We start from the raw sequence: 13,182 nt of genomic DNA, 5'->3' as shown, positions 1-13,182 counted from the left end.
GGAACCCCAAAATGCAGAAATTCGACTGGGCCGATCCCCTGCTGCTCGACGCGCAGCTGGAGGACGAGGAGCGCATGATCCGCGACACCGCGCGCGACTATGCGCAGGCGCAGCTGGCGCCGCGGGTCATCGAGGCCTTCGACAAGGAAACGACCGATCCCGAGATCTTCCGAGAGATGGGCGCGCTGGGGCTGTTGGGGCCAACGGTGCCCGAGGCCTATGGCGGCGTCGGCGCATCCTATGTCGCCTATGGCCTGATCGCCCGCGAGGTCGAGCGGGTGGACTCGGGTTACCGCTCGATGATGAGCGTGCAGTCGAGCCTGGTCATGTACCCGATCCACGCCTTCGGCTCCGAGGCCCAGAAGCAGAAGTACCTGCCGAAGCTCGCCAGCGGCGAGTGGATCGGCTGCTTCGGCCTGACCGAACCCGATGCCGGCTCCGACCCCGGCGGCATGCGCACCCGCGCCACGAAGATCGACGGCGGCTACCGGCTGAACGGCGCCAAGACCTGGATTTCGAACGCCCCGATCGCCGACGTCTTCGTCGTCTGGGCCAAGTCCGATGCACATGGCGGGGCGATCCGTGGCTTCGTGCTCGACAAGGGGCTCAAGGGCCTCTCGGCACCGAAGATCGAAGGCAAATTGAGCCTGCGCGCCTCGATCACCGGCATGATCCAGCTCGACGATGTCGAAGTGCCGGAAGACGCACTGCTGCCCGAGGCCGAGGGGCTCAAGGGCCCCTTCTCCTGCCTGAACCGCGCCCGCTACGGGATCAGCTGGGGTGCTCTTGGCGCCGCCGAGTTCTGCTTCCACGCCGCCCGCCAATATGGGCTGGACCGCCACCAGTTCGGCCGCCCGCTTGCCGCGACCCAGCTCTTCCAGAAGAAGCTGGCCGACATGGAGACCGAGATCGCCCTCGGCCTGCAGGCCTCGCTGCGCGTCGGGCGGCTGATCGACGCGGGCCGGTTCGCGCCGGAGATGATCTCGATCGTCAAGCGCAACAATGTCGGCAAGGCGCTCGACATCGCCCGCGCCGCGCGCGACATGCATGGCGGCAACGGCATTTCGGGCGAGTTCCAGGTGATGCGCCACGCGATGAACCTGGAAACGGTCAACACCTATGAAGGCACGCACGACGTGCATGCGCTGATCCTCGGCCGTGCTATCACCGGGATCGCCGCCTTCTGATCTTGCCCGGCCCGCTTCCTACAGCGGGCCGGCGGCTGACTCGCCAAAGTACACGAAGTACAGGCCAAGAGCGGGTTTTTCGGCACCTCAAGTTGACATAGTTCCCGCAAGCGCGCCGCAACTCGCAACAATGTTGCGTGCGCGTAATCCTATTTCGCCAGCAGCCTCAAGGAGCGGCCGGACCAGAGGCCCAGCCGCCCAAGGCAAGCATGCGAAATCCTACATTGCAAGCGGGCCTGCCCTTCACTTCACCAGCAGGATGCGGCTGTTGGGCGGATAGGCCCATTCGAAGCCGCGATCGGTGACCACGCCATTGTCCTCGAGCGGGATCTTGATCTTGCGCGGGCCCCATTCGGGCACCTGCGTGTAGAGGAACAGCTCGATCGACAGGAAATTGCTCGACCGCAGCTGATAGGTCATGCGCAGCGGGTTGAAGTCGGCGATCGACGGGCCCGAGCCGTGACCCCAATCGCCCACCGAGTGGCTGCCGATCACCACGTCGGAGACCTTCATGTCCTTGCTGGGATCATCATAGCGACCAAGCACCAGCCCCGGCGTTTCCGCCACCCGCTTGTTGACCGCGGCCAGCGCATCGCCCGCGGTGACGCCAGGGCGGATCACGTCGAGGATCATCCGGCGGATGTCCTGCGCCTTGTCATAGGCACGCTGCACGCCGGCCGGCGCCGCGTTCTCGCCGGGCTTGAGTACATAGGCCATGCGCTTCATGTCGGTGTAGTAGAACAGGTAATTCACGCCCCAGTCGACGGTGATCAGGTCGCCCGGCTGGATGACATGATCGCCCGAGACCGGCCCGCGTTCGCCGGGGCCGAGGATATAGATGCTCGGCAAGCCGAAGCTGCTGCCCAGCCCCTCCTTGTGGAGTTGCTCCATCATCCACCAGGCGACATCGCCGGTGGTAGTGTGACCGGGCAGGATCACTTCGTTGGAAAGCGCGCGCTCCAGGATGGTGCGCGAATATTCCCCGGTCCTGGTGAAGGCAGCGATCTCATTGACGGAGTGACGGGCGCGGAAGTCGGAAACCAGCTTCTCGGCCGGGACCAGCCGCCCGGCCAGCAGCGGGCCGAGCGTCTCGACCAGCTTTCCATGCAGCGAATGGCTGAGCCCGTCGGCGGTGCCGATCTCGGAGGCGACATTGATGCCGATCCGCTTCGGATCGCGCGCCTCGACGAACTTGCGCAGCTCGGCGGGCGAGACTTTCAGGTCATAGATCGGGCATTGATCGAACCCTGCCCCGCCGATCCCCATCGCGGCGCGCTCGATCCGGCCGCTGCCGGTGCGATCGGTGAAGACATAATAGCCGATATCGCCGACATAGCCGCCGCCGAGCAGCCCGGCATTGGGATCGTCATGCCCTTCGCGCGAGGCGACGATCCACATATCGATGCGGTTCTCGCGCATCACCTCGGGCAGGATCAGGTCGAGCTTGTCCTTGCGGATCTGGCACATCTGATCCCAGCGGCGCTTGGCCTCCTGGCCCTGTGCGGGCAGCGCGGCGAGCAGCGGCAGGATCGCGAGCGGCAGGGCCAGCCGGCGCAAAGGCTTGAACGACAAGGTGGTTCTCCCATGATTTCCTCATGGGGAACGTGACAGGACCACAACGGAAATGGAACAATAATCACGCGATTATCGTTGATATTTTGCCGATCGATCGGCATGGGGCGCTCCGAAAAGGATCAGGACCGAATCCTGCCGCCGTCCCGCCTGCAAGGCCGGGCGGGCAAGCCGCTAGCGGCCCGTTCGGGCGGGAATGCATATTGATAGGTGCAAATGCATATGTTTTCGACTAACCCGTCTGCATGCACCGTCCGGCCCGGCGCAACGTCTTGATCCTGCGGAAAGATTGAGGGAAACATGGCCACGAGTGCGCTTAAGAGAACCACAAAAGCGGCAGAGGACCTGATGGACAATCGCACCGTCTACGACCCGAGCAGTCCCAATTTTCGCCTGGAAAACTCGCCATTCTACCTGATGGCGCACGCCGACTTCAAATATCACGAGGACATGGACATCGTGCTGCACAAGCATGGCGTGTCCAAGCCGATCTACCGGGTGATGACCGTGCTGCGCGAGCGCCAGCCGGCCAGCATCGGCGCGATTGCCGAGGCGGCGCTGACCAAGCGCTCGACGATCAGCCGGATCATCGACCGGATGGTCGAGCAGGGCCTCGTCACCACCGAGCCGAACCCCGAGGACAACCGCATCACCGAAGTGACGCTGACCCCGGCCGGCCAGCAGACCCTGCGCAAGCTGACCCCGATCGTCGGCCGCCAGTTCACCCGCGCGATGGACGGGGTGAGCGACCGCGACATCGCCCATCTGCTCCGCACGCTGCAGAAGATCAGCGCGAATTTGAGCAAGCTGCCGATCGAATAATCCCGTCACCCTTGGCCGGAGCCAGGTCATGAGGTCTTTCCATCGTCACCCCGCCCTGAGCCGGGGTGACGGAAGAGAGGTAACTGATTATCGCGGCCTGCCCTCCACCACCAGCTTGCCGTCCGCGATGACATAGCGGACGTCGCGGAGGTTCTTCAGCGAATCGAGCGGGTTGGCGCCGACGATCAGGATATCGGCGATCTTGCCAGGCTCGATCGTGCCGAGCTTGTCGCCCATGCGTAGGATCTTCGCGCCGACGCTGGTGGCCGAAGCCAGGACATCGGCATTGGTCATGCCCGCCTGGTGGAGATAATCGAGCTCGCGGAAATAGGCGTCCGGATAGCGCCATTCATTCTCGAACGGGATGTCGGTGCCCACGCCGATCGGCACGCCGGCGCGATACGCCTCGTTCACTCGCTTGAGGTGATCCTGCTGGTTGATCACGAAGCGGCGCGAATGGGTGTAGTAGAAGCCGCCGCTGGGAATGCCGGCGGTCGGATATCCGCCGTCCAGCAGATTGTCGAAGGCGCCGATCGTGGGAACGAAGGCAGTGCCGTGCTTCTTCATCAGCGGCACGGCCTTGTCGCTGAGCAGCAGCGGATGTTCGAGCGTGTCGACGCCCGCCTCGATCGCCCAATCGGTGTACTGGCCATAGCTATCAATCGCGACCGGGACGCCCAGCGAATGAGCCTCCTCGATCGCGGCGGCGAGTTCTTCCTTGTCGGCGGGAGCGCTGATCTTGATCCAGTCCGACAGGCGGCGAACCTGCTCGCGCACGGCCTTGCGCCATTCCCAGGGACCGTCGACACCGTGCGGGTCACCACCAAGATTGGGCTTTTCGCGGCCGGTGGCGGTGGAGGTGACTTCGTCGCCATGCCCGCCGGTGCTGGCGATCAGCTTGCCGCTCCACATCACGCGGGGGCCGCGGATCATGCCGCGATCGACCGCCTCCTTGATGCGCAGCGCGACGTCATCCATCGTGCCGACATCGCGCGCGGCGGTGATGCCGGCAGTGACCATCTGGTCCGCCAGGATCGTGCCGCGGATCGCGGCGGCCGCCGTGCTGTCCGAATAGCGGCCCATATCGGTGCCGCGCTGCTGGGTGAAGTGGATGTGCAGGTCGATCAGGCCGGGCAGGATCCACAGGCCCGTGGCATCGATCGTGCGCGCCGCATTGGCGGGCACCGGAGTGCCGGCGGAGCCGGCGGCGACGATCCGGTCGCCCTGCAGCACCACCACGGCATTGGCGATCGGCGCCCCGCCCCGCCCATCGAGCAGCGTGCCGCCGGTGAGCACGACCACCGGCTCCTTGCTGCGGTCGATCGGCGGGATCGGCACGCGGCGGACATCGTCGCTGGTCTCGGGGATCGGGCGCTGCTGGGCATGTGCGACATGCGGGGCGATCGCCCCGATCAGGAAAGCGGCGGAGAGCGCCGCTCCCTGCAGCAAATGCTTGCGCGTGACCCGCAGCGTCCCCGTCTCAACCATGGCGCGACCCCTATTATTCCCAATTACACATGATTTAAAGCGTGATTCTCTTGACGAGGCAAGGGTCATTTGCAAGCTTGCTTCTCAGCGGCCCCACTTGGGAGGGGCCGTGGCTGGGAATCGCGCGGATGAAGCAGACAAGGCTGGAGGGAGGCCCGGCATCGCCGACAGGGCAGCACGGCCTTGGGGCAGGCACGCTGGGCGAAGCGCTGCAGCATGCGATGGGACTGGCACGCGGCGGGCAGCCCGGGCCAGCCGAGGCGATATTGCTGCGCGTGCTCGACCTCGCGCCCGAGAACCCCGACGCGCTCCAATTGCTCGGCATGATCGCACGACAGGCCGGGCGGAATGCGGATGCCGCTACGCTGTTCCGCCGTTCGCTCGCCGCCAATCCCGCCCAGCCGCACGTGCACAACAATCTCGGCAACTGCCTGCTCGACCTGGCCGATCCGGCGGGCGCAGCCCTCGCCTATCGCGAGGCGCTGCGGCTGGCGCCGGGCTATGACGAAGCGCGGGTGAACCTCGCGATCGCGCTGCTCGGATCGGACGACGCGGCAGGTGCCTGCGACACGCTCGCCCCCCTGCTCCGCCGCGATCCGCGCAACGCCCGCGCCTGGGCGACGCTGGGCCAGGCACGACGCGCGGCTGGCGAGCTCGACCATGCGATCACCGCCTTCCGCACCTCGCTCGCGTTGCGGCCGGACCATGTGCGGACGCTGCACAATCTGGGCGTCGCACTGCGGATTGCCGGCTGGCGGGACGAGGCACTGATCCTGCTCGCGCGCGCGGCGGAGCACGATCCGACAAGCCCGGAGATCGCCTATAATCTCGGCCATTGCCTGCAGGATCTCGGGCGGATCGATGCGGCGATCGTCGCCTATGAGCGCGCGATCACGCTGCGTCCCACAGACCGCGCGGCGCATGAATCGCTCAACGGATTGCTCTGGCGGCAGGGGCGCGGCGATGCCTGGCTAAACAGCTATCGACTAGCATTAGCGATGCATCCGGACGACGAGGGACTGCTCTGCGACCTTGCCGATCGCCTGTTGCTGGCCGGGGATGCGGCCGGTGCCGCGGCATTGCTCGCCCCCCATGCCGACCGGGCCGGACCGGAACTGCAGCATCAGCTGGGCCGGGCACGCTGGTCGCTCGGAGAAGCCGACGCCGCGCTGGCGCGGTTCGACGCGGCCGGCGATTTCGCCCCGGCGATACGCGAAGCGGCGCGGGCCTGCATCATTCTCGATCGCCCGACCGAGGCGCTGGAGCGCCTCGAGCCGCTGCTCGCCGCCGATCCTTTCGACCAGCAGGGGCTGGCGCTGCAGGGGCTGGGCTGGCGCTTCACCGGCGATCCGCGTGAGGCATGGCTGAATGATGCCGAGCAGCTGGTCTCGGCCAGCCTGCTGACGCCACCCGATGCGGACTTCAACGTCCGGCTCGATACCGCGCTCTCCGCCCTTCACCGAGACCAGCAGCACCCGCTCGACCAGACGCTGCGCGGCGGCACCCAGACCAGCGACGACCTGTTCGCCCTGCCCGACCCGATGATCGCCGCCGTGCGCGGGATGATCGAGGCGCGGGTGCAAGCATGGATCGCCGGGCTACCCATGGATGCCAGTCACCCGTTCCTCAGCCGCAACACCGGGCGCTTCGCCTTTTCGGGCTCCTGGTCGGTGCGGCTGCGCAGCGCCGGGTTCCATGAGAACCATATCCATCCCGAGGGCTGGATCAGCGCCTGCTATTATGTCGCCCTGCCCGACGTGGTGGCCCGCGGCCACCAGGGCTGGCTGAAGTTCGGCGAAACCGGGCTGCGCCTGGGGGAACGCGAGCGGATCACCCGGATGATCCGGCCCGAGCCGGGGCTGCTCGTGCTGTTCCCCTCCTATTTCTACCATGGGACGGTGCCGTTCGAGGACACCGGCCACCGCACCACCATCGCCTTCGACATCGTGCCGGCATGACCGCGCACGCCCACCACAGGGAGGACAGACCATGACCAGCCAGACGCTCGAGATCTTCGCCGCGGGCATCGCATCGGGGGAGATCCGCACGATCGACCTGACCCAGACGCTGTCGCCCGACACCCCCACGCTCGTCCTGCCGCCCGAGTTCGGCCAGTGCGCCGGGTTCAGCCAGGAAGAGATATCCCGCTACGATGAACGCGGCGTCGCCTGGTACTGGAACAACTTCACCGTGAGCGAACATACCGGCACGCATTTTGACGCGCCGATCCACTGGATCACCGGCAAGGACCTGCCCAACAACGCCGTCGATACCGTGCCGCCGGCCGACTTCATCGCCACCGCCGTCGTGATCGACATCTCGGCCAAGTCGGCGGAGAACCCGGACTATCTCCTCACCGTCGCGGATATCGAGGCATGGGAGGCCGAGCATGGCCGCATCCCGCCGCGCAGCTGGATCATGCTGCGCACCGACTGGTCGAAGCGCGACGTCGACGCCTACACCAATCGCCGCGAGGATGGCGCCCATACGCCGGGGCCGTCCGCAGAGGCGGTGCAGTTCCTGATCGACGCGCGCGATGCGCATGGGCTTGGCGTCGAGACGATCGGCACCGATGCCGGCCAGGCGCATCTGCTCAGCCCCGCCTATCCGGCGCACACGCTGTTCCATGCGGCGGGCCGCTATGGGCTGCAGTGCCTCGAGAATCTCGACCTGCTGCCGCCGACCGGGACTGTGATCCTCGCCACCCCGCTCAAGATCAAGGGCGGCTCGGGCAGTCCACTTCGCGTCCTCGCGCTGGTCGCGGGCTGAACGGATGGCCGAGCGTTCGTTCAAGGCGGAAGTGGAGCAACTGCGGCTGGGAGACGGCGAGACCTTCCATGGCGAAGGCATCCTCGCCGTCACCAAGGCGCTGCTCCAGGCTGGGGTGGCCTATGTCGGCGGCTATCAGGGATCGCCGATCAGCCATTTGATGGACGTGTTCGCCGATGCCAACGAGCTGATGGGCGAGCTCGGCGTCCATTTCGAAAGTTCTGCAAGCGAGGCGACGGCGGCGGCGATGCTGGCCGCTTCGGTCAACTATCCGCTGCGCGGCGCGGTGGCGTGGAAATCGGTGGTCGGCACCAATGTCGCCTCGGACGCGCTGTCCAACGTCGCTTCGGGTGGGGTGACCGGTGGGGCGCTGGTGATCCTGGGCGAGGATTATGGCGAAGGCTCCTCGATCATGCAGGAGCGCACCCATGCCTTTGCTATGAAATCGCAGATGTGGCTGCTCGACCCACGGCCGAGCCTGCCCGTGATCGTCGACATGGTCGAGAAGGGCTTCGAGCTGTCCGAGGCCTCGAACACGCCGGTGATGCTCGAGCTGCGGGTGCGGGCCTGCCATGTGACGGGCAGCTTCGTTGCGAAGGACAACAAGCGACCGCCATTGACCGTCTCGGAAGCCGCCGAGGCGCCGAGGCGCGATACCGACCGGATCGTGCTGCCGCCGGCCAATTTCCTCCACGAAGTCGAGAAGATCGAACAGCGCTGGCCCGCCGCGATCCGCTTCGTTCAGGAGCGCAAGCTCAACGAGCATTTCGGCCCCGAGAGCGACGAGATCGGCATCATCGTGCAGGGCGGGCTGTTCAACTCGCTTAACCGCGCGCTCGAGCTGCTCGGCCTGTCGGACGCGTACGGCAATGCCGCGATCCCGGTCTATGTACTCAACGTCACCTATCCGCTGATTCCCGACGAGGTCCGCGACTTTTGTGCAGGGAAACATGCGGTGCTGGTGGTTGAGGAAGGCCAGCCCGAATTCATCGAGCATGAACTGAACACGCTGGTCCGCCGCGCCCGGCTCGATACAAGGATCATCGGCAAGGACGTGCTGCCGCGCGCCGGCGAATATGGCGGGGCAGTGATCCGCGACGGAGTGGCCAAGTTCCTGCGCGAGCACGCGCCGGAGCGTGCACCGGCCGAGGTGGAGAAGCCTGCCCCTGCCCTGCCGCCCAGCGCGGTGCCGCAGCGGCCCGCGGGCTTCTGCACCGGCTGCCCGGAGCGGCCGATCTTCTCGGCGATGAAGCTGGTGCAGAAGGAGATGGGCGCCTTCCACGTCTCCGCCGATATCGGCTGCCATCTCTTCTCGATCCTGCCGCCCTTCCATATCGGCAACACGACGATGGGCTATGGCCTGGGCACCGCGGGCGCATCCGCCTTCAAGCCACGCGACAAGCGGGCGATCGCGATCATGGGCGATGGCGGCTTCTGGCATAACGGGCTGACCTCGGGGATCGGCAATGCCGTCTTCAACCAGGACGACAATCTGACGATCATCGTCGACAATGGCTATTCGGCCGCGACCGGAGGCCAGGACATCCTCTCCTCGCGCGCCAAGCCGCCGGGCCGCAAGACCAACAACCCGATCGAGAAGGCGGTGCGCGGGGTCGGCATCGGCTGGGCGCGGACGATGACGCGGACCTATGACGTCGCCGGCATGCGCGATGCGATCCGCGAGGCGCTGGCGAGCAAGGAGAAGGGACCCAAGGTCCTCGTCGCCCAGTCCGAATGCCAGCTCAACCGCCAGCGCAGGGTGAAGCCGCAGCTGGCCAAGGCGATGAAGGCGGGCCAGCGCGTGGTGCGCGAGCGCTTCGGGGTCGATCCCGATACCTGCACCGGTGACCATAGCTGCATCCGGCTCTCCGGTTGCCCTTCGCTGACGATCAAGCCCAATCCCGATCCGCTGCGCCAGGATCCCGTCGCCCATGTCGAGAACAGCTGTGTCGGCTGCGGTGTGTGCGGCGAGGTGAGCCATGCCGCGGTGCTCTGCCCTTCCTTCTACAAGGCCCATGTCATTGCCAATCCCGACCGCCGCGACCGCCTCCGCCAGCGCCTGCGCGGCTGGATGATCACTGCCCTGCAAAGGCGCGGCGCCCGCGCCATCGCGGCGAGGGCCTTCTGATGCCCGATCGCAAGCGGATCACCATCGCGGTGCTGGGCCTTGGCGGCCAGGGCGGCGGCGTGCTGGCCGACTGGATCGTCCAGCTGGGCGAGCGGAACGGCTTTGTCGCACAGGGGACTTCGGTGCCCGGCGTGGCCCAGCGGACGGGCGCAACCATCTATTATATCGAGATGATTCCGGCGGGCACTACCGCGCCGGTGCTGGCGCTGACGCCGGTGCCGGGAGATGTCGATGTAGTCGTCGCTTCCGAACTGATGGAGGCCGGGCGGGCAATCCTGCGCGGGTTCGTGACCAGGCGGACAGAGCTGATCGGCTCCACCCACCGCGTCTATGCGATCTCCGAGAAGTCGGCGATGGGCGATGGCCGGGCGAGCACGGAGCGGATCCTGGCTGCCGCCGGAGAACGGTCGAAGCGCTTCATCGGCTTCGACATGGAGGACGTTGCCGAGCGCACCGGCAGCGTGATCAGCTCGGTGCTGTTCGGGGCGCTGGCGGGCAGCGGTTCCCTGCCCTTCCCGCGCTCCGCCTTCGAAGACGCGATCCGCGCCGGAGGCAAGGCGGTGGAGGCGAATTTGCGGGGCTTTGCGGCCGGATTCGATGCCGCTCGAAGTGGCGCGGAGGCGAAGGCGGAGGAATTCCAGGCCGTTGTGCCCACCACCGAGGCCGGGCGTGCCCTGGCCGCGCGGATCGAGGCGGACCTGCCCCATGCGGCACAGTTCTTCGCGCTGGAAGGCGTGCGGCGCCTGATGGACTATCAGGACGCTGCCTATGCCGGCCTCTATCTCGACCGGCTCGATAGCCTGGGCGGCAACCCGGAACTGCTGACCGAGGCGGCGCGGCATCTGGCGCTGTGGATGTCGTATGAGGATACGATCCGCGTGGCCGACCTGAAGGTGCGCGCCACCCGCTTCGCCCGGGTGCGGGGCGAGGTGAAGGCCAAGGACGACCAGATCGTCCGGCTGACCGAATATATGCACCCGCGGCTGGAGGAAGTCTGCGAGACGCTGCCGGCTGGTATCGGACGGCGCATCCTGGCGAGCGAGGACTGGTCGCGGCGGCTCAAGCCCTTGTTTGCCAAGGGAAGACATGTCGAGACCACCAGCCTGCGCTGGTTCCTCATGCTGTCGGTGCTGGCCGGATGGCGGCGCTGGCGGCGGGGGACGCTGCGCTACCAGATCGAGCAGGCGCGGATCGAGGAATGGCTGACTTTGGTACGCACCAGCGACACCAATGCCGCGGTCGAGCTGGTGCGATGCCAGCGGCTGATCAAGGGCTATGGCGAGACGTTCGAGCGGGGGCTCGGCAATTATCAGCGGATCGTCGATCGGTATCGGGCTGGTGGGCTCGATGCGGGCGGTATCCGGCGGCTGCGCGAGGCGGCGCTGGCGGATGAGGATGGGGTGGCGCTGGGCGAGGCTCTGGCTTCGTAGGCGCTTGTCCACCTACCTCGTCATCCCCGCGAAGGCGGGGATGACGGTAATAAGCATTATTCTCTCGATGCAATCCAGTCGTTTACCACCGCCTCCAGCAGCGTCATCGGCAGCTGGCCCTGGGCGAGGATCAGGTCGTGGAAGGCGCGGATGTCGAAGCGGTCGCCCAGGGCCTTTTCGGCGCGGTGGCGCAACTCGAGGATCCTGAGCTCGCCGACCTTGTAGGCCACCGCCCCGCCGGGCGCGCCGATATAGCGGGCGAGCTCGGTGTCGATATTGATGTCGGCCAGCGCGGTATTCTCGGTGAAGCAGGCCCGGGCCTGTTCCCAGCTCCAGCCCATGACATGGATTCCGGTGTCCACGACCATCCGGCAGGCGCGCCACATCTCGTTGGAAAGGCTGCCGAACTTCTCATAGGGATCGCGGTACACCCCCATCTCGTGCCCCAGCCGCTCGGCATAGAGCGCCCAGCCCTCGCGAAAGGCGAGCAGGTCGCGCTGCCGGCGGAAGCTCGGCCATTCGGGATGTTCCTGGGCGATCGCGGCATGGGTGTGATGGCCCGGCGCCGCCTCGTGCAGGGTGAGCGCGGGCACCTCGTAGAGGGGGCGCTGGTCGAGGTGCGAGGTGTTGACGATGAAGCGGCCGGGGAAGCCCCTGGAGAAGTCGCCGCCGCCCGAGCGGGCGGTGGTGTAGCCCTCTTCTAGGTCGAGGGGGACCGGCTCCACGGTGAAGGGCTGGCGCGGCAGGGTGCCGAACCAGCGGGGAAGCACGCCGTCGATGCGCTTGGCGGCGGCGGCGTACTTCTCGATCAGCTGCTCGCGACTGGTCGCATAGAAGCGCGGATCATTGCGAAGGTAGCGCAGCCACGCCGTGAAGCTGCCCTTGAAGCCGGATTCGGCGATCACCCGGTCCATCTCGGCCCGGATGCGCTTTACCTCCGAGAGGCCAAGGGCATGGACCTGTTCGGCGGTGAGGTCCGTGGTCGTGTAATAGCGCAGAAGGAAGCTGTAATAGTCCCTTCCGCCGCGGATGTTTGCGATGCCCAGGCCCTTGCGGGCATGCGCGCGGTAGCGGCCGTCGATATAGGCCAGAATTGCGCGCTGCGCTGGGCGGATTTCGCGTTCCAGGACGGTGCGCGCTTCGGCGACCAGTGCGTCTCTTCCGTCCAGAGGCGCAAGCAGCGGATCCTCGGCGACCGGCCGCTCGACCTGCTTGCGCAGCACCGCCACCGCGACGTCGACCACCCGCTCAGGCTGGGTCCAGCCCGCGGCGATACCGCGTTCGAGATTGGCACGCTGCTGCTCGAAATAAGCCGGCACCCCGCGCAGCCGGGCGATCCAGGCCCGGCCATCGGCCTCGCTGCGCACTTCGACGCCTCGAGCGGTATAGTAAGGCGTGTTGTAAAAGCCCTCATGCGCGACGAACGCGAAGCGGCGCTCGTCGAAATCGATGCCCTCCACGCGCCAGGCGATGATCTGGCGGAGGAAATCGCGGTTCCTTCCGTCCTCCGAAGCGCGCACATCCCCCGGCAGCGCGGCGAGCGCCTTGTCGATCGCCAGCAGCTCCGCCTTGCGCGCGGCCATGGCGGCGGGCGTCTCGTCCGGCCAGCCCTCGGGCGAATGCGAGGGATCGGAGCGCCCCGCCTCCATCGGGAAGCGCGCGGTGAACGCCTCGTACCGGGCGATCAGCGCATCGAGATCGGGAGAACCCGCGCCGATCAGCAGCATCGCGCCGACGGGCAGGAGCAACAGTCGGAGCGCGCGCCGGATCATCTGCAAATCCCCTC

9 protein-coding genes are annotated in these 13,182 nt (G+C 66.8%); 6 read left to right on the top strand and 3 right to left on the bottom strand.

Annotation, left to right across the window (positions count from 1 at the left end):
• Positions 1-11 precede the first annotated feature (11 nt).
• Positions 12-1,187: an acyl-CoA dehydrogenase gene (locus tag AC1RJ5_RS00090; protein ID WP_493111018.1), complete on the top strand. Its 1,176-nt coding sequence runs from the start codon at positions 12-14 to the stop codon at positions 1,185-1,187.
• Positions 1,188-1,430: 243 nt separating this feature from the next.
• Here AC1RJ5_RS00090 and AC1RJ5_RS00085 read toward each other — a convergent pair whose 3' ends face one another.
• On the bottom strand, positions 1,431-2,759 hold the full coding sequence (locus tag AC1RJ5_RS00085) for a M24 family metallopeptidase (protein WP_342249630.1): 1,329 nt from the start codon (positions 2,757-2,759) through the stop codon (positions 1,431-1,433).
• Positions 2,760-3,107: 348 nt separating this feature from the next.
• On the opposite strand from AC1RJ5_RS00085, the gene AC1RJ5_RS00080 reads away from it, so the two are divergent.
• Complete coding sequence (locus AC1RJ5_RS00080; protein WP_184165226.1) at positions 3,108-3,581, top strand: MarR family winged helix-turn-helix transcriptional regulator; 474 nt, start codon at positions 3,108-3,110, stop codon at positions 3,579-3,581.
• Between the two features lie 87 nt (positions 3,582-3,668).
• Here the strand turns inward: AC1RJ5_RS00080 and AC1RJ5_RS00075 are convergent, their stop codons facing one another.
• The gene (locus tag AC1RJ5_RS00075) at positions 3,669-5,069 is read right to left on the bottom strand and encodes an amidohydrolase family protein (RefSeq protein WP_493111015.1); all 1,401 of its coding nucleotides are present in this window, start codon (positions 5,067-5,069) and stop codon (positions 3,669-3,671) included.
• A gap of 128 nt (positions 5,070-5,197) precedes the next feature.
• Between AC1RJ5_RS00075 and AC1RJ5_RS00070 the strand changes: the two genes are divergently transcribed.
• The 4 genes from AC1RJ5_RS00070 to AC1RJ5_RS00055 are packed head-to-tail and all read left to right on the top strand — an operon-like array spanning position 5,198 to position 11,396.
• A complete protein-coding gene (locus AC1RJ5_RS00070) occupies positions 5,198-7,027 on the top strand; it encodes a tetratricopeptide repeat protein (protein WP_493111013.1) in 1,830 nt (609 codons plus the stop codon).
• 31 nt (positions 7,028-7,058) lie between these two features.
• Positions 7,059-7,838, top strand: a complete 780-nt coding sequence (locus tag AC1RJ5_RS00065; protein ID WP_269575646.1) for a cyclase family protein — start codon at positions 7,059-7,061, stop codon at positions 7,836-7,838.
• 4 nt (positions 7,839-7,842) lie between these two features.
• Positions 7,843-9,966, top strand: coding sequence for a thiamine pyrophosphate-dependent enzyme (locus tag AC1RJ5_RS00060; RefSeq protein WP_493111011.1), 2,124 nt, complete (start codon positions 7,843-7,845; stop codon positions 9,964-9,966).
• Positions 9,966-11,396 carry an indolepyruvate oxidoreductase subunit beta family protein gene (locus AC1RJ5_RS00055; protein ID WP_493111009.1) on the top strand — a complete coding sequence of 477 codons (1,431 nt, stop codon included), beginning with the start codon at positions 9,966-9,968 and terminating at the stop codon, positions 11,394-11,396. The genes AC1RJ5_RS00060 and AC1RJ5_RS00055 overlap by 1 nt, the downstream gene beginning before the upstream one ends.
• A gap of 56 nt (positions 11,397-11,452) precedes the next feature.
• On the opposite strand, the gene AC1RJ5_RS00050 is transcribed toward AC1RJ5_RS00055, so the two are convergent.
• A complete protein-coding gene (locus AC1RJ5_RS00050) occupies positions 11,453-13,168 on the bottom strand; it encodes a DUF885 domain-containing protein (RefSeq protein WP_493111007.1) in 1,716 nt (571 codons plus the stop codon).
• Between the last annotated feature and the right edge of the window lie 14 nt (positions 13,169-13,182).

The organism is Sphingomonas sp. GW822-FHT03G08, assembly GCF_058801135.1.
This window is presented reverse-complemented; position numbering and strand designations above follow the sequence as displayed.

Bases quoted from the DNA above. Each gene is read 5' to 3' on its own strand.
- AC1RJ5_RS00065 (WP_269575646.1), top strand. From the start codon at position 7,059: ATGACCAGCCAGACGCTCGAGATCTTCGCCGCGGGCATCGCATCGGGG.
- AC1RJ5_RS00050 (WP_493111007.1), bottom strand. From the start codon at position 13,168: ATGATCCGGCGCGCGCTCCGACTGTTGCTCCTGCCCGTCGGCGCGATG.
- AC1RJ5_RS00060 (WP_493111011.1), top strand. From the start codon at position 7,843: ATGGCCGAGCGTTCGTTCAAGGCGGAAGTGGAGCAACTGCGGCTGGGA.
- AC1RJ5_RS00070 (WP_493111013.1), top strand. From the start codon at position 5,198: ATGAAGCAGACAAGGCTGGAGGGAGGCCCGGCATCGCCGACAGGGCAG.
- AC1RJ5_RS00080 (WP_184165226.1), top strand. From the start codon at position 3,108: ATGGACAATCGCACCGTCTACGACCCGAGCAGTCCCAATTTTCGCCTG.
- AC1RJ5_RS00090 (WP_493111018.1), top strand. From the start codon at position 12: ATGCAGAAATTCGACTGGGCCGATCCCCTGCTGCTCGACGCGCAGCTG.
- AC1RJ5_RS00055 (WP_493111009.1), top strand. From the start codon at position 9,966: ATGCCCGATCGCAAGCGGATCACCATCGCGGTGCTGGGCCTTGGCGGC.
- AC1RJ5_RS00075 (WP_493111015.1), bottom strand. From the start codon at position 5,069: ATGGTTGAGACGGGGACGCTGCGGGTCACGCGCAAGCATTTGCTGCAG.